The following is a 19,364-nucleotide window of genomic DNA, read 5'->3' on the forward strand; positions in this document are numbered from 1 at the left end:
TTCAACCAGTGGTGGCCAGGGCGATCACCGCCTCCGGGGTGAGGTTCGAGCGATCAAGTTCCCCGACTATTCGGCCTGAGCGCATGACGAGGACGCGGTCGCTGAGCGACAGCACTTCGGGCATTTCGGAGCTGATTAGCAGGATCGCCGTGCCGGCCTCGGCAAGCCGGATTATGAGCTCGCTGATCTCGGCTTTAGAGCCGATGTCGATACCCTTTGTGGGCTCATCGAGAATGAGTAGCTTGGGCTGACGCGCCAGCCAGCGTCCAATCACGACTTTCTGCTGGTTGCCGCCGGAAAGCGTCGAGATGGGGACGCTTGTCGAAGCCATTTTGACCGCGACGGAACGGGTGGCTGTGGCAACCGCTTCGTCCTCGAGACGCTTTGAAACGAACCCGCCCGGCGCGATGCGGTCCAGCACGGCCAGCGATGCGTTGGTTGATACGCTGAGATTCGCTACCAGACCCTGATGACGACGGTCCTCGGGCACCAGGCCGATCCCAGCCTGGATCGCGGCGCGCGGGCTACCTGCGGGCACTGGCTGTCCAGCCAATTCGACGCTACCGCTCTCATAGGGCTCAACGCCGAAGACGCAGCTCGCCAGCTCTGTGCGGCCAGCTCCAATCAGGCCGGCGAGGGTCACGATCTCACCGGCGCGGACCTCGAACGAGATATCGTCAACCACGCCGACCCGCGTCAAGTTGCGAACTTTCAGCACCGTGTCGCCGATCGGACGCGGCTGCGCTTTGACGTGTGCGACATCGCGGCCAACCATCAAGCGGATGACCGCATCGGCATCGAGCGAGTCGGCCGGCTCGCTCGCAACAAGACGGCCGTCTCGCAACACTGTTACCGTGTCAGCGATGCGAAAGACCTCCTCCAGCCAATGCGAGACAAAAACGATGCCCATGCCTTTGGCTTTGAGCTCGTCGACGACGTGGAAGAGTTGCTCGATCTCTCGGCCGGAGAGCGACGTTGTCGGTTCATCCATTATGAGCACGCGCGAATCCTCAGAAATTGCACGCGCAATCTCGACCAACTGACCCTCGGCGGGCGAAAGGCGATGCGCGAGCATGTTGGGTGAGAGCGACGGTGCGACTAAGGCAGTGGCCTGCTCCGCTCGGCGATACTGCTCGCGACGGGAGATGAACCCGTAGCGGGTCGGCCAGTGGCCGAGCATGATGTTCTCCGCGACGGTCATGTTGGGGACGAGGTGGCTGTCCTGATGAATGGTCGCCACGCGGGCACGGTGCGCAGCCGCTGGCGTCGCCTCCAGCCGTTTGCCCTCGACGCGGACCTCGCCGCCGTCAGGCGCGTAGTTTCCCGACATTATTTTTATTAGAGTCGATTTTCCTGCACCGTTCTCGCCGACCAGCGCATTTACCTCGCCGGCGCGCACCTCGAAGTTGACATCGTCAAGCGCAATGACGCCCGGAAACGTTTTGGAGACGTTTTCAGCGATCAGTATCGGCTCGGCGTGCCCGGTCATCGGCAACACGGCAGAACGGACGGCGCTCATACCCCCCTCCCCAACCCTTTTGCAGCAGCCTTACCGGCAGCAGGACTCGGGAGTTCGTCGACCAGCGATTTGACATAGAAGAAAGCTTCGCGGGCGATGCGGTCAGGCTCGACAGCGCGGCGATCGAACCCAATTTCCATGGTGAGGTAGCCGTCAAAGCCTTGCTCTGCCAGCGCTGTGACCAGCCCTCGATAGTCTGCGCGTCCTGCATCACTCGGTGCAGCCCGGTTTGCATCGGCGAGATGAACGTGTCGCAACGCCCCGCCCATTCGGTGGACGTAGTCGACCGCAACCTCGTTGCGGTAGATAGTATGGTAGGTGTCAAACATCAGTCCGACATTGCTTGCGCCAACCTCACGCTTCATGCGCATAGCGTCGTCGCAGGAGTCCACGAGATTGCTGTCGGCCGAAGTGGGCTCGATGATCATCGACACGTCGCGAGTAGCGGCATGTTCGGCGAGCTTGGCTAGAGCGGACCGGCTCCATTCCCACGCTTGCTCTCGCTGGGTGCCGAATATCTGCCAACCAGCGACATAAAGAACCTGCTTGCCACCCAAGTCGGCGCAGAGATCAATTACCTTGCGATACTGGTCGAGTGTGTTTTCGCGTTCCGCGTCTAGAGGCGAAGCAGCATTGAAACCCGGTCCGCCGCCTGGTGCAGGCAGCATACTGGCCAGCGCCAGTCCATTCGCTTCCAGACAAGCCTTGATCTCGCGGCGGCGTTCCGAATCCAGATAGTCGGGGTAAGCATGGGGGCTTGCTGCGCCGATTTCGACTCCGTCGTAGCCGATAGCAGCAATACGTTCGATGGTGTCGTTGAGCGGATAAGATGGGACCCAAACCGGAAAGCTGGAATAGACCCAGGTGTTAAAAGCTAGCTTCACGTTTTCCTCCCAAACTTCTTGATCGAGTCGCTCCCCGAACTCACAAGTCGCGGCCGAGTTCGAACGCTTCCTGGATGGTGCTCTGGATGAGCCTCGGCACGACGCAGTCACCGACCCGCTCGACTCTGACCCCAGCAAAATCGGGCGATTGCTTGAGTTTGAGATAGAGGTCCTCGCGAGATCGCCTGCCAATCACTGGCACTACCCAGTCCACTCCCTCGATGGCTTCCTCGTCACCCGGCATCAGGATGTATTTGGCCCAGCCGATGGCGTCCGCGGCGCTAAAGACGGCAGAGACCCGCACTCTTCCAGGCTCGATCGCAGTGACGTTTGTGGCGGTCCGCATGGAGATCCCTTTTATGGCGGCGCGCCGGTAGAAAAGTGTGCGATTCCCGGCCTCGATATCCTCGCCGACAAGCGTGTGGCCTGAGACAATCGTCACTTGGCAGCCATCATCGGCCAGGAACTCAGCAGTGCCAGCTGCCTCCCAGTGTCCGTTGTTGTCGATCAGCACGACGTGGCCGGAAAGACGAATGTCGCCAGACAAGACCTGGTCGCAGGAAACTACGTTGTCGCCACCAAGCCCTTCGATTTCGGGCAAGATTTGTCGCCCGAGTTTCCTCGAGAGAACGGAGTCGGCATCAGCCTTGCCAGGCAGGTTAGGGTCTGAACCAGTCGCAACGACCACGATGTCCGGATCGCAGGCTTTAATGTTATCTAATGTCGCCGCCTCGCCGAGCCGAACGGTGACGGCGTGCTCGCTCACGGCGGCTTCGAGATATGACGTTACCTCGCCAACTGCCGCATGCTCGGGCTGCGCAGCGGCCAGGTTGACGAGGCCGCCAAGCCGCTTCGCACGCTCGAACAAGACTACACTATGGCCTCGACGTGACGCGAGTTCTGCCGTCTTTAGCCCGGCAGGACCCCCGCCCGCGATGACTACACGCAATTGCTTGGGCGCCAAGGATATGATGCGCTCGCTATGCGTCAGCTCGCGCCCGGCGCCCGGGTTGTGTATGCAGCGCACACCCTTCTCTTGGCCAACCTGGAAAATGCAGCCATCGTTGCATGAGATACAATTGCGCACGAGGTCGCCGCGACCAGCCTTGAGCTTATTTGCCGTCTCCGGATCGGCGATCAACTGCCGAGCCATACCAACGAGGTCGGCTTCGCCGTCGCGAACAAGCGCTTCTCCGGCCTGCGGCGTTATCCGGCCGAAGGCCACGACGGGTAGTTTGGTGGCGGCCTTCAGCGCCGCGTTGATCTTACGGAAATCTTCGCGGGCGACGGCCGCCGGCGGAATCTCCATCCAGTAGCTGGAGAATGAACCGGCGTCTGCATTGAAGTAGTCGACGGCTCCTGTGCCCTCCAGCGCGGCCGCCATTTCCAGTCCATAGTCCGTATCGTAGCCGAATGGAGTGAACTCATTTACGCACAGCCTGATACCGATGGGCACGTTGCCGATCGCGTCGCGGATTGCAGCTACAACTTCGCAGGAAAGTCGCATGCGGTTCGCGAAGGTGCCGCCATAGGCATCCGTCCGGTGGTTGAAGTAGGGCGAGGCGAAGGAACGCAGCAGCCCGTCATGTGCGATCTTGATCTCGATGCCGTCGAGGCCGGCATCTATCAAGTTCTTGGCGCTTCGGGCAAATCCCTCGATCACCGCACGGATATCGTCGTCGTCCATCGCCTTGGTCGAGTGATGGCTCGACGGTTCTGGCATCTGCGTTGGCGCCCACATTATATGTGGCGGCTGCTCAAGTGATGTGTGTCCGCCATGCGTCAGCTGGCCGAAAATTTTCGCGCCATGGCTATGGACCGCGTCAGCGATTTTGGCGAGACCCGGGATTACCGCCGGGTCCCAGGCGTTGATAAAGCGGCGTGACATCTTGCCAGTCGGATGCACCGCTTGGCTTTCCATGATGATCAGGCCGACGCCGCCGCGGGCCCGCTCCTCATGATAGGCGCGCAGATCGTCTGAGGGCATGCCGTCGAGATGACCCAGCGCGGTAAAATGCGGTTGAAACACCAGACGGTTGCGTAGTGCAACACCCCGAAGGGCGAAACTACTGAGCAGATGCGGATGCCGCGATGTGTCGGCCTTCATATGATCACCAATGAGAAATCGTTTACGTAATCGATTACGTAAACGATTACTCTCTGATGGTCAACGGTGAATCTTGGCGTGACCGGCCAAACTGGTCGGCTTGCCAACCGTCTTTATTTGAAGGCGGCCTGAGCCCGCACTAGACGATGCGCAGCTGCCGTCGCCGAGCGCACTCGCCCGTGATCACGAAGACTTCCGTCGACGCGACGACTCGCGCACGATGAGGTGGGTATCGAGGAGCTTGTGGATAGGCGGACCGATTTGCGTCTTGTCGATCCGTGACATCAGGAGCCGAGCCGCCTCCTCGCCCATCTCGATGCTCGGCTGCGCCACTGCGGTGATGCGCGGCCGAAAAGCGTCGGCCCACGCAAAATCGTCGAAACCGGCAATGGCGATATCCTCAGGACAGCGTAAGGTGCGCGCGTTGATTGCGCGCACCATGCCGAGTGTCATGAAATTGTTGGTGCAGAACACTGCGTCTGGAAGCGGATCTAGATCGAGAAGCTTGCTGCCGCCCGCTTGGGCCGAAACGACGTCGGAGGCACATTCGACCACTAGTTCTGACAGAATCTCCAAGCCGGCGTCTTCCATTGCTTGCTTGTAACCGGTCAGACGGTCGTCAATGGAATTGGCCTGAAGCGTCGCTTTTAGCACTGCGATACGTTGATGCCCCTGATCGATAAGGTGTTTGATCATCCTGGCAGCTGCACCACAATTGTCGACTTCGACCGAATCGACATTGATACCAGCAAGCGAACGGTCGACGAACACTAGCGGAAATGCCTGATCCATGAGCGACTTGAAGTAAGGGCCGTTGTCGCCGGCAGGCGCCACGATTAGGCCATCGACGCGCTTTTCCATCAGCACGTCGAGATAGGCTCGTTCTTTATCCGGGTCCTCTTCCGTATTGCACAGCATCACGTTCACACGGTTGGGAAGATTGTGGACGACATGGTCAATTCCCTTCACCAAATCGGAGAAGAATGGGTTGGTAATGTCCGAGATAATCGCGCCGATGGTTCCGGTGTGACTCCGCCTGAGACTGCGAGCGATTCCGTCTCGGCGATAGTGGAGCTCGGCTATGGCGGCGAGCACGCGGGCTTTGGTGTCTTCTGCTACAAAACGCGACTCGTTCATTACGTGCGATACCGTCGCTACCGATACACCAGCGCGACGCGCCACATCTCGTATGTTAGCCATCCATGATCCCCAAAGCCGATAGCACTAGACATTCCACAATGAGCCGTCGAATGGCTTGACGTAATCGTTTAACTTGTTCATTTGGACGGTTCAACGATGTTTTTTTGAACACTAGTCGAAAAGTCCTGAGCTGAGATGGCTATGCAAAATCCAGTGCGATTCGGTGTGCTAGGTGCTGCTGGAATAGCTAAGGCGGCAGTAGTGCCCGCCATCACAAGAGCCCGTAATGCTGAGGTTGTCGCAGTCGCAAGCCGACACCCGGGGGCTGCTACTGACTGGGCCCGCGAGGCTGGCATCGAGCGCGTGTTCGGCTCCTATGATGAACTGCTGGCCGATCCGAATGTCGAAGCTGTTTACATACCGCTACCAAATTCCGAACACGCGCACTGGACCGTCGCTGCCGCTCGTGCTGGCAAAGCAATCCTGTGCGAGAAGCCGCTCGCGATGAGCGCATCGGTCGCCGAAACTGTGGCGCGAGCCTGCGCCGACCACAAGGTGCTGCTGATGGAGGGCTTCATGTATCGCTTCCATCCCCAACATGACCGTGTGCGGGAAATCATCGCGTCGGGAGAGATCGGCGACGTGGTCGAGGTCCACGCTCACCTTTCGGTCGATCTCATGAGCCCAGTGGATCCCGCTAATGTTCGGTTTGACAAGAAACTTGGCGGTGGGGCGCTCCTCGACATGGGCTGCTATGTCGTCCACATCGCCCGTAGCCTCTTCGCCGAGGAGCCAGTAAGCGTTTTGGGGCGTTGGTCAATCGACGATCGATTTGGGGTCGATGTGGCGGCTGCCGCTTTCCTCGAATTTTCGGCGGACCGCGTCGCAATGGTGAGCTGCTCCTTTAAGGGCAACGCTCAGGGCTTCTACCGAGTTCTAGGGAGGCGCGGCCAGATAGACGTGCCGCGGGGCATTATTCCAGGCTTGGGTTCGCGCATGTCCGAGACATTAGTCATCGTGGTCGACGAAAACGGACGCCGACGCGAAGAAGAACTGCCGGGGGTGGATCAATATCAGTTGATGATCGAGGCTTTCGCCAATGGGGTTCGCGGCGATCTCTCCGCCATCCCGCCGATTGAAGATTCGGTGAACAATATGCGTGTCCTCGATGCCTTTGCCAATTCAGCGAGTTCGACCGCCAATACTTCGCTTAGTTTCTGAGAGCATGGCCGTGGGGAGATTGTCGGCACCGGAGTCTAGCGGGGCTAGAGAACGTCAGGCAGGCAACCTCTGTTCCAGTCAATTGACCCGGCACATCCCCGCCACTCGCACCAATCAGGATTCGAACCTCTGACCTCTGCCTGAGGAGGACAGCGCAGCCTCCATATTAGCCGTTGATGCGCCATGTCTCTTCGGCTATGACAGCCAGGTCGCGGCGGCCGTCAGGCTCCCGCGCCCGGAGCCGCTTCGGTTCCCGGCCAGCACCCGTAGCTCAGCTGGATAGAGCGCTGACCTCCGAAGGCACTGACTGCCCGCCCCTTCGCGAGAGGTCAAAATTGCATGATGATTCCTAATGCGACGCAAGCGCTGAAAATCTTGATATAATAGGCAGCGAAAGGAATTTCGCATGCTAGTCAATGCCGCACTCATCCATGCTCTTCCCATTTCGAAGCGTAGGGTTTTCAATCGCAAAGAAGCCGCAAGCTACGTCAGCCTCAGCATAGGCAAATTCGACGAGTTCGTGCGTGTCGGACTAATGCCCAAGCCGTTGCCAATGCCAGGTGTCAAACGCTGGGACTTGCACGCTCTCGACCGTGCGATCGACGCAATGTCCGAGTGTTTCAGTTCTCGACCGCCGGATGACGAGCTCGACCGAGAGCTGGCTGAGTTTGAGGCAAAGCATGGTCGCGCTTGAACTGAAAGGTATACACAAAGTCAAATCAAAGGGCCGAACTTACTGGTATGCTTGGCGCGGCGGCCCACGCCTCGCCGGTGAACCGGGCACACCTGAATTCGTGGCCAGCTACAACGAAGCTGCCGCGAGTCGCATATCTAGTGATGACAATCGCTTTTCGTCGCTCGTTGCCCTCTATAGGGCGAGCGGCGACTATAAGAAGCTTGCTGACTCGACCAGGCGACAGTGGGGCCCATGGCTTGATCGCATTGCTGAGCACTTTGGCGAGTTGCGCATTGCGCAGTTCGGTCGCCCGGAGAAGATAAGGCCGCTGATCGTCAAGTGGCGCAACCGATACGCTGCAACGCCGCGGACTGCCGATTTCGGCATGCAGGTGCTTTCTCGGGTCTGCTCTTTCGCTGTTGATCCTCTTTGCAGGATTGCCTCGAACCCTTGCGAGGGCATCAAGCAGATCTATTCCGCAAACCGCTCCGAGATCATCTGGACGGACGACGATATCGCAAGAGTGAAAGCTTTCTCCTCGCCGGAGGTTGGCCTTGGCATCGATCTTGCTGCATGCACGGGGTTGCGCGCCAGTGACCTCACTCGCCTGTCCTGGTCACACGTCGGCGAGCATGCAATCATCATCACAACGGGCAAGAGTAGAGAGCGCCGTCGCGAGGCCGTGATCCCGATCTATCAGGACCTCCGTGATGTGCTTGCGCGAATTCCACGCCGCTCAACTGTGATCTTGACCAACAGCAAGGGGCGTCCGTGGGCGCCAGGGTCACTTGGCGACCGCGTGGTCGAGGCGAAGAAGCGCGCGTGGCCTGACGGCACCAAGCTTCACTTTCACGATCTCCGCGGCACGGCCGCCACGAGATTCTACAATGCCGGGATCCCGGAGCGAGAAATCGCCGAGATCTTGGGTTGGGAAGAAGAGGGCGTCTCCCGCATCATTCGACGCTACGTGGGCAGGCAGGCATTGGTCCTGGAGCACATCAGGCGACTTAACGAGACCGGATCGAGAACGTAGCCTGTAAAACGCACTGTAAAACGTCGCTCAGAGAGCCAGCGTCAGATATCCGCAAACGCTTATAGGACAAGCTGGAGCGGGTAGCGGGAATCGAACCCGCGCGTTCAGCTTGGGAAGCTGACAAGCTACCATTACATCATACCCGCACGAGCTCTCGATACCATGCCCCGCCCGCCGCCTGCAATCGCAAAGCGGTGGTCGGGCAACGCGCGATCCCTGCCAGGAAATCGCCGGTAACGGCCCGCCCGGACAGGATTTTTGGCCTCTACACGGCAGTGTTTGTGATCATGATCAGGGAGCGGCAACGCGCCACCAGGCCGGTAGAACGGCGTTTTCCAGATAGCAGTTTTCCGCCGATCCGGATGCGCACAGCTTTGGTGATGGACTTGCGGAACGCACCTCGGCACAACCGTCTCCTCAGGGCAGCCAACTGGAGGAACGGCCGAAGGACTTCATGGCGTAATTTTGCAGTCCCAGTGCGTTTGGGCTCGCGTGTCGCGGTTGCCGGCCCGTCGCCACCCCACGGGATGTTTCCCTTCAATCCCAGTCCCAGTCCCTGCGCGGTCAAGTAGCAGTCCTGTGTGCAGAGCGCAGGGTCGAGCTGATACGGCCGAAGGGCCTGGGCAGCGGGAAGGTCCGGCGAAAACAGAAACCGGTCCACCGGTTCGCAGACGGTATCGGCCAACCGCAGGAGAACCTCTGCGCCTGTCCGGGAAACGAAATACCCGCCTGACCCCGTATGGTCTGACGCTAGCCGGCACATCCGGTGCATGCGGGCTTTCCGACATCCTTTCTTGGACATCTCGATCCGTGCAAAAGACGTCTCCGCTTTCACCAGAGCCGCATCTGCCGGCAGCCAGTCCGCATTGTTTAAGAAGTCGCTGAAATCGTCCGAAAGATGAATGTCGTCTTCTGCGATGAACGCCCAGGGTTCGCCGCGCTCCACCACCATTGACCATGCCTCGCGGTGGCTGAGGAAACAGCCAATTTCGGCACTCGAAAGGGGCGACCACACCGTGGACCGCTCCTGCCATTGCCGGTTTTCCGCTGCCGAAAGTGCCAAGCCATCCACGGCTTCCACCCTGGCGACTTCCAAGTCGTGACCTTCGACCTGCGCCATGAAGTGAGCGAGGCGTTCGGGCGTTCGCTCAAGATTGATCAGGTAGCAAATCATCTCGCAAAAGGTCTCGAATCCAGTTCAAAAAGGGCGATTGGCTGGGGACGAATGACGGTCATCCTTTCCAGATAGACGCGCTGCTTGCGCAAAGGCATTGATCAGGGTCAATCGGGAAGGCGCCCGAGGGCGGTGCCGGTTGTGCCTTTTGCCCGGCCCGACGAATGCACAACGCGGATGCAGTTCTTCTCGCCGCTCCGCTCATGATGCAAAATTTGCTTGCGGCCCACCCCTGCGATAGACAGGGCTTCAGGCCTGCGGAGAACCATTGCAATCGGAGAATCAGGTTGTCGCCGACTCTCGCACAGACAAATCTGCAGCTCTATCAGCAGTTGCGAGCGGCCGGACACTCACGGCAGGACCTGGCCATCCTGCAGAGGGACAACGAGACAGCCTGCATGCTCTTTGGCAGCAAGATCAGGTCGACTGGAAGACCGTTCCTCTGTCACGCCGTGGGAACGGCCAGTGCGGCCCTGGCACAGGGCGCGAGCCTCGATCTGGTCCGAACCGCGTTCCTCCACGCCGCTTACAAGCATGGACGGTTTCCCGACGGTACGCGCGGAAACAGCGATGCACATCGCAGCTGGCTTCGCGAGCGCACGGGAGGTGGGGTCGAGAAGCTTGTCTTCGCCTTCTCGCAATACCCCTTCAATGTTTCGATCGCCCGGAAGCTGGTGGACAATGGAGCCGATGAGAGCCAGAACAAGGAGATGCTGCTGCTGAAGCTGTGCAACGATGTCGACGATACCCATGACTTCGGCGCCTTGCTCGCGCACAAGCCGCGCTACAGCGACCCGCACTACCTGAGCGATCTGGAGACATTGTCCACGCATTTCGGCTTCGATGTCTGCGCCGAATTCTTTGCCCAAGCCAGGCGCGACATGGCCGACAACCAGTGGCTCGATGCAGAAACGGTCTACAGTCGTTTTCCCTTCCCGCGTTCGCTGGTCGGGGAGATATGGCGCAGGATCAAGGGAAGGAACTAGCAAACTCCGTGGGCTTGGCTTAGCGACAAGCCGCCATCTCGTCGTTCCGGCGCGCCAGATGCCATGCCCGCCGCGGCTCATAAGGCTGTGGTCGCACCGCGGGAAAATCTGTGCCAGACATTCCCCTGCAACCCGCCCCGGACCGGGTGCCGGCGATGCGCAGGAACGGGTGGTGCAAGGTTGGGCATGTCAGGCGAGTTTGCGACACGGTTTTTCGGCCCGGGTTCCGCGCTCGCCGCCCTCAAGGCCCGGCTGCGGCGGGCGCGGCGGGTGCGCCGCCAAATCCGCAACAGTCCGATGCTGCTGAAGGCGCGCCGGCTCATGGCCGATCCGCGTTACGACGCCTACCGCGCAGACGTGGCACGCTATTGGCGGCTGCATTTCGGCCTCGAGATCACCCCGCTCTGGCATCTCGCTTTCGCCGATGGCACCGGCAACGATGATGTCCGCTTCATTCCGGGACAGGTCTGGGTCGACGACATCCTGCCCTTCTTCAACGAGAACGCACTCAGGCCCGCCTATCTGGACAAGAATCTCAGCGACGTACTCCTGCAGGCGGACCGGACGCCCGTCACGATCCTCAAGCGCATGCACCGGACCTACTACGTCGGCTCGGCGCCGCTGTCGCGCCGCGATGCCGCGGCACACCTCGCTGAATTCGAGGGTCGGCGTTTCATCGTCAAGGGCAGCCGTACCGACAACGGCGTCGGCATCCGCCTGCTGGAGGTCGCCGGCGGCGCTCTTCGCGTCGGTGGCCAGGGATGCTCCCTCGAGGATATCGAGCGGCTCTACGGCGACGACTTCCTCGTCCAGGAGATGATCGTCCAGCATGCCGATATGGCCGGCGTCCATCCCGCCTCCGTCAACACCATCAGGGTCGTGACGCTGCGCTGGCGTGAGGAAATTCGCGTGCTGATGACGATTGCGCGCTTCGGCGTCGGCGGCCGCATCAATGACAATCTTGGCACCGGCGGTATCGCCTGCGGCATCGGGCCGGACGGCCGGCTGGCCCAGCGGGCCTTCGACATCCACGGCAACGTCTTTGCACAACATCCGACCACCGGCTTCAGCTTCGCCAGCCGGCTCGAGGTCCCGGGTCACGCCCGTGCCTGCGCCTTCGCGCGCGACCTGCATCGGCAGATCTACCACTTCGACATCGTCTCGTGGGACATCGCGATTGCGCCCGATGGCGAGCCGATCTTTCTCGAGGTGAATTTCCGCGGCGGCTGCGATTCCTACCAGCTCGTGCACGGTTCGCCGCTGTTCGGCGATCTCACCGAGGAGATTCTGCACGCCGTCAGGGAGAGCCGGACATCAGCCGGAGCAAGGCGCCGCCGCCCATCCTAGCGACAGGCCACCTTCAATCCCCTGCCTCCCTGCGCATGATAACCTCGCGGTGCGGATAGGGGATTTTCACGCCATGCTCCTTGAAGGTGTCCCACAGCGCCAGCAGAACCTTGCCGCGCACATTGGTCAGCCCCTGTTGCGGGTCGTGGATCCAGAAGCGCAGCACGAAGTCGAGCGAGGAATCGCCGAAAGCCGTCAACCAGCAGACCGGCTTGCGGTCGGCGTCGACTCGGGCAACGCCCATGGCGGCCTTGATCGCGATCTTGCTCACCAGATGCGGGTCGGAATCGTAGGAGACGCCGAAATGGATATCGAGCCGCACATGGTCGTCGCTGAACGACCAGTTGATCACCTGCTGGGTGATGAAGTCCTCGTTGGGGATGAGGTATTCACGGCCATCGCGGGTCACCACCGACACGAAGCGCGCGCGCAGTTCGCGGATCCAGCCGAAGGTCTCGCCAAGCGTGATCGTGTCGCCAGGCTTGATCGACTTGTCGAGCAGGATGATGACGCCCGAGATGAAGTTCGACACCACCTTCTGGAGGCCAAAGCCGAGGCCGACGCCGATGGCGCCCGACAACACGGTCAGCGCGGTCAGGTCGACGCCGACCATGGACAGCGCGGCCGCACCGGCGAAGATGACGAGGCCAATCTTGACGATCTTGCCTATCAGCACGCGGATCGACGGCGTCAGTTCTTCCGACTGCTGCAGCCGCTCGTCGAAATAGTTGCCCGAAACGATCGCCAGCCAGATCGTGCCGCTGAGCAGCAGGAAGGCCTTGATCGCCATCAGGACGGTCAGGCGGATGTCGCCGAGTTGCACCGCGAGCCCGTCGAGAAATGCCGCCACCTCGTCGTTCAGCCCGAGGATGACCAGTGCCGCGTATGTCCATGCAAGCACGCTGATCACCCGCGCGACCAGCCGGTTGCGGATGACGCGCGACAGTACCGAGACCGTCAGCCAGGCCAGCGCCAGCGACAGGGCAATGCTGATCAAATAACTCCGGCTCGGCCAGGTCGTGGCACGCAGGATGGTCAGCGTGACGAACAGCAGGCCGACGAAGACGATCCACTTGGTGCGCCGCATCAGCGCGACCACCACCCGCAGCAACCCCTGGTGCCCTTTGATTCGTCGGGCGCGTTCCTCGAGCCGTCCCTCCACCCGGCCCGCCAGCAGCTTGGCGGCAAGGAACAGCACCGCGATCATGGCGAGCTGGTAGAGCGACCAGGGCTGCGACAGCTCGACGATCTGCTGTTCGACCCAGCCTGCTACGTCGCCTGCGATGCGCTCGATATCCATTGATCCACTCTATACAGCCGGCCGTCGCGGGCAATGCGCCGGTGGTATTGACTTGCGTCAATGCCGCGCGTGCCGCGACCTGCGATTTTGCAGGACCGGCCGCGCGTTCAGCGACAATCAGGGCCGATGGTACAACAGCAGGACGAGGCAGGCTTCTCATGATCATTCCCAACGACACCGTCATCGCCGTCGCGGACGGACAGTCGCTGCGGCTCTTCCGCAACAAGGCGGCAGAACCGCAGATCGCACTCGAAGCCATGCCCGACGCGTCGATAGAGATTCGCAACGAGGGCTCGGGCATGCGCCACAGAAGCACCGGCGCCAATCCCGACAGGAGCCGTCTCGCCGAGGACGACCATGCAGCGTCCGTCGCCAGCTATCTCAACCGCCAGGTCATCGCCGGTGAGGTCGGCCAGCTTGTCGTCATCGCAGATCCGCGGACGCTCGGCGAAATGCGCAAGCACTTCCACCCGGCTGTCGCCTCCGCCCTTGTTGGCGAGATCGCCAAGGATTTGACGGGCCAGTCCGTGGAATCGATCAAGGCCGCGCTGGTCAAGGCATCATGAAAAGGCTGCTCGCCGTACTGACCGTCCTCTCGGCAGCGCTCCCCGCGGCGGCGCAGGACAATGGCGACATCGAGGCGGGCAAGGCCCTGATCGAGGCCCGGTGCGCCGCCTGCCACGCCATCGGCGTCGCCGACAAGAGTCCCCACCCGGATGCACCGGCCTTCCGTACGCTGCACGAAAAATATCCTCTGCAGAACCTGGAGGAGGCTCTGGCAGAAGGCATTTTCACCGGCCATCCCGACATGCCTGAGTTCGAGGCCACGCCGGTCCAGATTGCCGGCATCATCGCCTATATTTCCAGCCTATCCGGCAACTGACCTGCAAGTTGTCGCGGAGGAGTGGCATCGCGTTCATCACCTCTGCAGGACTTTTTGATTCGGCACGCTGCCGGCCTCCGGCGATGGCTTCGTGCCAGCCAAAACCAGGAAAATCTTTTCCGACTGTGGGCAAGCCGCCGGTTACGGCCCTCCTGCTTTAACCACAGCATTTCTCCGTCGTCCGCCCGCGCTTGAAGCACAAGGCCCGGATAGTCTATAAGAGCACTGCCCCTCCCTTAGGTAATGCAAGGCTTTTTCGATGGAGATTCTATGTCCATCAGAGTGACCGACGTCTATGCGATTAACGACCCGGACATCGTTGCCGAGGATTTCAACGGTCAGGTCGTGATCCTGAACCTGTCCGACGGGCACTATTTCAGCCTTGGCGGCGTGGCGTCTCCGATCTGGGCCGCGCTGCTTGATGGCCACACGCCTCAGGCCATTCTGGGCAGCATTGCCGCTAGCCAGCCGGGCTTGCGCGACAGCGCGGCGCAGTTCCTTGATCGCGTGCTCGAACTCGGATTGATAAGGCCGCGCGAGGGCTCTGCCACGCCCACCGGGCCTCTCGCCGCCGACTGGTCCGGCGAGGCAGCCCAGATAGAGGTCTTCGACGATCTCGCCGAACTGATTTTTGCCGATCCTATCCATGACGTTGACGAGCAGGCGGGATGGCCGGCGCCACGTCCCGACCGGTGACCGCCGAGCAGCGGCTTTCACCCGCCACCGTTTCGCAGGATGGCCTTGCCGCCTATGCCGGCCGGCTGCTTGAGGCAGCCAGGCATTATCCGCGCGAGCGCCTGCAGCGGCGAAGCTTTGCCATGCCAGGGCTCGACCTTGCAGTCTGGTTCGCCAGCCCCGAACTCGCCGATCTCTGCGCCGCGATGCTCCTGCAACAGGACCGCACCGCGGCGTCGCCGCATAGGGCAGAGGTGTTCGCCCTGGACGCCGGTGCGGATGGCTGGGATCACCCAGCCGGATGGGACGAACATGCCGGCTTTTCGTCGCGCGAGTTTAGCCAGATCCTGGCCGCTGCCGGCAGGCGTGGCTTCTACCACCACGACGCGCCGTCTTGGCAGTTCTACGATCCGGCCGAGGCCTTCGGGGTCCAGTCCCTGCCGTCTGGTCTGGCCATGCCGCCATGGGAGAAGGCCTCGCCGCTCCGCCTGTTCCTGCACTGGGCCTACGCGCAAGCAGGCATGCGCCTCACCCATGCCGCGACCCTGGGGTTCGACGGCCGCGGGGCACTTATTGTCGGCGCCAGCGGCTCGGGCAAGTCCGGCACCACGCTTGCCGGCGTGATGAACGGCCTGGCGAGCGTCGGCGACGACTACGTCGCGGTCGTGCAGGGCAATCAGGTCACTGCCTACCCGGTCTTCCGCCAGTTCAAGCAGGACCCGCCCGGACTTCGTGGCGCCGGCGTGCGGCTCGAAGCCATTCCCGATTCCCGGTTGAACTGGCACGGCAAGATCGAGTTCGACCCGGCGGGCCTGGCGCCGGGCTGCATCGCCGACAAGCTGGAGATCCGGGCCATCCTGCTGCCGCATGTCGCCCGGCTCGAGCGCACCCGCATCGAGCCCGTCGGCACCCGCGAAGCTGCGCTCGCCCTCGTGCCCTCGGCGGTCTTCCAGCTTCCCGGCGATGCCGAGGAAGGGTTCCGCTTTTTCGGCAGCATCGCAAAGCGCCTTCCAGCCTACCGCCTTCACCTGTCGGAAGATCCGCGCGAGATCGCCGATACAATCGCATCCCTGCTTTCCCAGGAGGCCGGTCATTTCCGTTAGCGTCATCATGCCTGCCTTCAATGCCGGCCGCTTCGTCGACGTCGCCGTGCGCTCGCTACTCGCCGAGCGCGACGGCATAGACCTCGACGTGATCGTCGTCGACGACGGATCGACCGACGACACGCGCGACATCGTGGCGGCAATCGCAGCGGAGTTTCCCGAGGTCAGACTGCTTGCCAATCCGCGCAAGGGCATCGCCGCGGCGCGCAACACCGGCGTCGCCAGCATCCGGCCGGACTGCCGCTTCGTCGCCTTTCTGGATTCCGACGACATTTCCTATCCGGGCCGGCTGGCGCGCCAGCGCGCCATCCTCGCCGGAGACCCTGCCATCGACGTGCTCTACGGGCTGATGGAGATGTTCTCGGTCGCCGATGAAACGGGCATGAGGCCCGACCCCGCCAGCCCCACCAAGGTCATCCGCGGCCCCTATCTCCAGTCAGCCATGTACCGCCCCTCAGTCATCGCCGCGGTCGGGCAGTTCGACGAGAAGTTCCGTCAGGGCTGCGATACCGATTTCATCCTGCGTGTCGTAGAGAAGGGCTACAATCTGGTCCTCGACGAAGGCATTGCCGGCTATTACCGGCGCCACGACGCCAACGTGACCCTCAACGTCGAGGAGATGCAGCGCGAATTCATGCTGGCCAGCATGAAATGGGCCGCCCGCAACCGACTCGGCGGCAAGAGCGGAATTCCCAAGGTGTTCTCGGAACTGTTCCTGCGCCGCGACCAGATCGAAGAGGGATTCGGCGAATGACGACGTCCTATGTGGTGGTGATCCCGGCCTATAACGCAGCCGCCACCATCGGCGAGGCAATCGACTCGATCCTCGGCCAGAGCGTACCGCCCGAAGCCGTCGTCGTCGTCGATGACGGCTCGACCGACGAGACAGCCGCGCTGGCCGCCGCAAGCTCCGGCAAGGTTACCGTCATCCGCCAGATCAACCAGGGCCCCGGCGCCGCGACCACGGCCGGGTTGAAGACGGTGGACACGCCCTTCTTCGCCACGCTCGACGCTGACGACATCTGGCTGCCCGGCAAGGCCGAGCGCCAGCTTGCCATCCTGCGCGACGACCAAGGCCTCGCCGCCGTGTTCACGCTCGGCCGCCTGTTCAGGGATGGAAGCCAACCGGACCCGGCGGGAGACGGCAGGGTCACCCGTCTCTGGACGCGCACCACGATGTTCTTCCGGACCGGCGCTGCGCAGGAAGTGGGCGATCTTGTTGATCCGCCGGGGCGCCTCGGTGAACTGGTCGACTGGCTGGCGCGCAGCCGCGAAATCGGCCACCGCCATGTCATGCTGGAGGAAATCCTCGCCATGCGCCGCATTCGCCCGGGCAGCCTGTCGAGCAATCTCGACGCCGAGCGCAGTCGCGGCTACCTGATTGCAGCGCACAACGCCCTGGAGCGGCGGCGCCAGCGCGCCAGGCAATCCGGTTCCGGACAAGATAGCTGATGCCCCGCCACCGCTCCGGTGCGATTTTCCGTGCGGCATGGCCGACGCCGCAGATCGACAGGCTGCTGCGCGCCGCGACCCTGCCGGACGATGCGCTTGCCGCCGAGTCGTGGCGCGCCTTCGAGGCCGCCGCCGACTTCGACCAGCTAACCGCAGGCGAAATGCGCCTGATCGGGCTGGCGGCGAGGCGCCTCGCCACGCTTGCCCCCGATAGTCCCATGCGGCCCCGCATCGAGGGCATCGAGCGCGCCAACTGGTCGCGCAGCCAGCTTGCCATCGGCGAGGCCTCCGCCGGCATGCGCGCGCTGCAGGCCGCTGGCGTCGAAATGCTCGTCATAAAGGGCGCCATGCGCGCGGCGACAGGCGACGCGGGCGCGCGCGGCCGCATGCTGAACGATGTCGACGTCGTGGTCCGCCCCGACGACCTCGCCCGTGCCTACGAGATACTCACGGACGATGGCTGGCGTCCCGCCGGTTCGGGCTCGATCGTCTATCACGCAAGCCGGCTTTCCGACGCCGTCGGCATAAACCTTGTGCACGGCCGCTTCGGCAATCTCGATCTTCACCGCACGCCATTTCATCCGCCTTATGAACTTGCAGAGGACGATGCCGCGATCTGGCGGCGCTCGCTGGCAGGCACAGTCGGCTATGCTTCCGTGCGCGCTCCGTCGCCGACCGATGCGGTCACCATCTCCATGGCGCATGGCGCGCTCGACGCTCACAAGTCGAGCGACTGGCTGGCCGATATCGCCGCAAGCATCGACCGCGGCGTTGACTGGAGCATGCTCGAAGAAGTGGTCTCCCGCCGCCGCCTTCAGGCCGCAGCCGCCATCGCGCTCGGCTATGTCAGCGACAGGCTGGACCGTGAGGTACCTGCCGAGCTGCAGCGGAAGTTCGAGCGCTCCGCCTACAGCCATCCGTTCGGCCTCCTGGCCGCCGCCGCGGAAACGCGCCCCAAGGCGAGAACCCTCGGCTTGGCCTGGCTGCTGCGTGCCGTCGCCAAGCAGGGTCGGCTGTGGCGCACGCATCGCCGCTCCTCGGCGCGCAGACGGGTCGTGCTGTCCAGGCCGGTTATCGGCAGGGCGCCGACCGAGACGGCCGTCCGCACGCTGCAGAAGGTCCTGGAGTTGCCCGACCGGGGCGATGGCGAGGCCTGGGATGGCTCCATCGACCTGACACTGGCGCTCGACCTGCCGCCGGCCATGCGCCGCATCGATTTCGAGGTAAACTCGCTGACCCGCCACCACGTCCGGCTGAGAACGCTGGTGCTCGGCCGCAGCGCGCGCGCGCGCCTGCTCCGCTTCCGCTTTCCCCTCTCGCTTGCCGAAGGCGAGGGCGCTCCGACGCTCAACGCGGTTCCGTCCCGTCGCTTCAACGCCGGCGCCCCGGATGAGATGCTGGCACGCTACGGCGCCACGCCTTTCCAGATCGTCAGCATCAAGGCGCGCAAGGGCGCCTGACAGCCTCCCTGGCCGTCCGGGCAACTGCTTGCTTGAATGCAAGCGGCCGAATGCGTATCTCGGGGCGACGGTTCACAGGCTGGAGAATGACATTGTCGGCAATGGCGCGCTTTCTTGGCGATACGCCGCTTCGGGTCTTTCTGAAGCTGGTCGTCATCTCCTTCCTGGTCGGCGTCGTCATGAGCGCCTTCGATTGGTCGCCCTTCGACGTGCTCGCGGGCATCCGCGAGTTCTTCTTTGACATCTGGAACATGGGCTTTTCAGCGCTGGAACGCTTCTTCGGCTACTTCCTGCTGGGTGCTGCCATCGTCGTCCCGGCATTCATCATCCTCAGGCTGTTCAGCTTCCGCCGTTAGGCCGCGTTCACAATGAGCGGGAGAACCTCGTGACGGGTGCCGTGCAAG

The 19,364-nt window shown here is 62.3% G+C and carries 19 protein-coding genes and 1 tRNA gene; 13 read left to right on the top strand and 7 right to left on the bottom strand.

Going from position 1 to position 19,364, the window contains the following annotated elements:
* Position 1: 1 nt before the first annotated feature.
* From ACT2BZ_RS12355 to ACT2BZ_RS12370, 4 genes are all read right to left on the bottom strand, one after another.
* Positions 2-1,519 (bottom strand): sugar ABC transporter ATP-binding protein, encoded by a 1,518-nt coding sequence (locus tag ACT2BZ_RS12355; RefSeq protein ID WP_457935457.1) that lies wholly within the window; start codon positions 1,517-1,519, stop codon positions 2-4.
* Positions 1,516-2,403, bottom strand: coding sequence for a sugar phosphate isomerase/epimerase family protein (locus tag ACT2BZ_RS12360; RefSeq protein ID WP_457935458.1), 888 nt, complete (start codon positions 2,401-2,403; stop codon positions 1,516-1,518). The genes ACT2BZ_RS12355 and ACT2BZ_RS12360 overlap by 4 nt, the downstream gene beginning before the upstream one ends.
* 40 nt (positions 2,404-2,443) lie before the next feature.
* Positions 2,444-4,510, bottom strand: a complete 2,067-nt coding sequence (locus ACT2BZ_RS12365; protein ID WP_457935459.1) for an oxidoreductase — start codon at positions 4,508-4,510, stop codon at positions 2,444-2,446.
* A 183-nt stretch (positions 4,511-4,693) separates the two neighbouring features.
* On the bottom strand, positions 4,694-5,647 hold the full coding sequence (locus ACT2BZ_RS12370; RefSeq protein WP_457935460.1) for a LacI family DNA-binding transcriptional regulator: 954 nt from the start codon (positions 5,645-5,647) through the stop codon (positions 4,694-4,696).
* A 204-nt stretch (positions 5,648-5,851) separates the two neighbouring features.
* Between ACT2BZ_RS12370 and ACT2BZ_RS12375 the strand changes: the two genes are divergently transcribed.
* From ACT2BZ_RS12375 to ACT2BZ_RS12385, 3 genes are all read left to right on the top strand, one after another.
* Entirely contained in the window at positions 5,852-6,871 is a 1,020-nt protein-coding gene (locus tag ACT2BZ_RS12375; RefSeq protein ID WP_457935461.1) for a Gfo/Idh/MocA family protein, read from the top strand.
* Between the two features lie 406 nt (positions 6,872-7,277).
* Complete coding sequence (locus ACT2BZ_RS12380; protein WP_457935462.1) at positions 7,278-7,565, top strand: XRE family transcriptional regulator; 288 nt, start codon at positions 7,278-7,280, stop codon at positions 7,563-7,565.
* The gene (locus ACT2BZ_RS12385) at positions 7,552-8,580 is read left to right on the top strand and encodes a tyrosine-type recombinase/integrase (RefSeq protein ID WP_457935463.1); all 1,029 of its coding nucleotides are present in this window, start codon (positions 7,552-7,554) and stop codon (positions 8,578-8,580) included. The genes ACT2BZ_RS12380 and ACT2BZ_RS12385 overlap by 14 nt, the downstream gene beginning before the upstream one ends.
* A 72-nt stretch (positions 8,581-8,652) precedes the next feature.
* Here ACT2BZ_RS12385 and ACT2BZ_RS12390 read toward each other — a convergent pair.
* Positions 8,653-8,726 (bottom strand) — tRNA-Gly (locus ACT2BZ_RS12390).
* Between the two features lie 119 nt (positions 8,727-8,845).
* Positions 8,846-9,754, bottom strand: coding sequence for a glycosyltransferase family 25 protein (locus ACT2BZ_RS12395; protein WP_457935464.1), 909 nt, complete (start codon positions 9,752-9,754; stop codon positions 8,846-8,848).
* Between the two features lie 164 nt (positions 9,755-9,918).
* On the opposite strand from ACT2BZ_RS12395, the gene ACT2BZ_RS12400 reads away from it, so the two are divergent.
* Complete coding sequence (locus tag ACT2BZ_RS12400) at positions 9,919-10,740, top strand: hypothetical protein (protein ID WP_457935465.1); 822 nt, start codon at positions 9,919-9,921, stop codon at positions 10,738-10,740.
* 186 nt (positions 10,741-10,926) lie between these two features.
* Positions 10,927-12,087, top strand: a complete 1,161-nt coding sequence (locus ACT2BZ_RS12405) for a sugar-transfer associated ATP-grasp domain-containing protein (protein WP_457935466.1) — start codon at positions 10,927-10,929, stop codon at positions 12,085-12,087.
* A gap of 13 nt (positions 12,088-12,100) precedes the next feature.
* On the opposite strand, the gene ACT2BZ_RS12410 is transcribed toward ACT2BZ_RS12405, so the two are convergent.
* Positions 12,101-13,387 (bottom strand): mechanosensitive ion channel family protein, encoded by a 1,287-nt coding sequence (locus ACT2BZ_RS12410; RefSeq protein ID WP_457935467.1) that lies wholly within the window; start codon positions 13,385-13,387, stop codon positions 12,101-12,103.
* Positions 13,388-13,545: 158 nt separating this feature from the next.
* On the opposite strand from ACT2BZ_RS12410, the gene ACT2BZ_RS12415 reads away from it, so the two are divergent.
* The 8 genes from ACT2BZ_RS12415 (at position 13,546) to ACT2BZ_RS12450 (ending at position 19,316) form a co-directional block, all read left to right on the top strand.
* The gene (locus ACT2BZ_RS12415) at positions 13,546-13,953 is read left to right on the top strand and encodes a baeRF12 domain-containing protein (protein WP_457935468.1); all 408 of its coding nucleotides are present in this window, start codon (positions 13,546-13,548) and stop codon (positions 13,951-13,953) included.
* Complete coding sequence (locus tag ACT2BZ_RS12420) at positions 13,950-14,270, top strand: c-type cytochrome (protein WP_457935469.1); 321 nt, start codon at positions 13,950-13,952, stop codon at positions 14,268-14,270. Before ACT2BZ_RS12415 ends, ACT2BZ_RS12420 begins: the two co-directional genes overlap by 4 nt.
* A 270-nt stretch (positions 14,271-14,540) precedes the next feature.
* Complete coding sequence (locus ACT2BZ_RS12425; protein WP_457935470.1) at positions 14,541-14,966, top strand: PqqD family protein; 426 nt, start codon at positions 14,541-14,543, stop codon at positions 14,964-14,966.
* Entirely contained in the window at positions 14,939-16,048 is a 1,110-nt protein-coding gene (locus tag ACT2BZ_RS12430) for a serine kinase (RefSeq protein WP_457935471.1), read from the top strand. The genes ACT2BZ_RS12425 and ACT2BZ_RS12430 overlap by 28 nt, the downstream gene beginning before the upstream one ends.
* 7 nt (positions 16,049-16,055) lie before the next feature.
* Positions 16,056-16,802, top strand: a complete 747-nt coding sequence (locus ACT2BZ_RS12435; protein WP_457935472.1) for a glycosyltransferase family 2 protein — start codon at positions 16,056-16,058, stop codon at positions 16,800-16,802.
* Complete coding sequence (locus ACT2BZ_RS12440) at positions 16,799-17,500, top strand: glycosyltransferase family 2 protein (protein WP_457935473.1); 702 nt, start codon at positions 16,799-16,801, stop codon at positions 17,498-17,500. Before ACT2BZ_RS12435 ends, ACT2BZ_RS12440 begins: the two co-directional genes overlap by 4 nt.
* A complete protein-coding gene (locus tag ACT2BZ_RS12445; protein WP_457935474.1) occupies positions 17,500-18,960 on the top strand; it encodes a nucleotidyltransferase family protein in 1,461 nt (486 codons plus the stop codon). The genes ACT2BZ_RS12440 and ACT2BZ_RS12445 overlap by 1 nt, the downstream gene beginning before the upstream one ends.
* Before the next feature lie 86 nt (positions 18,961-19,046).
* Complete coding sequence (locus ACT2BZ_RS12450; protein WP_457935475.1) at positions 19,047-19,316, top strand: DUF6460 domain-containing protein; 270 nt, start codon at positions 19,047-19,049, stop codon at positions 19,314-19,316.
* The last annotated feature ends 48 nt before the right edge of the window (positions 19,317-19,364 follow it).

The sequence above is a fragment of the Mesorhizobium sp. 10J20-29 genome (assembly GCF_054130485.1).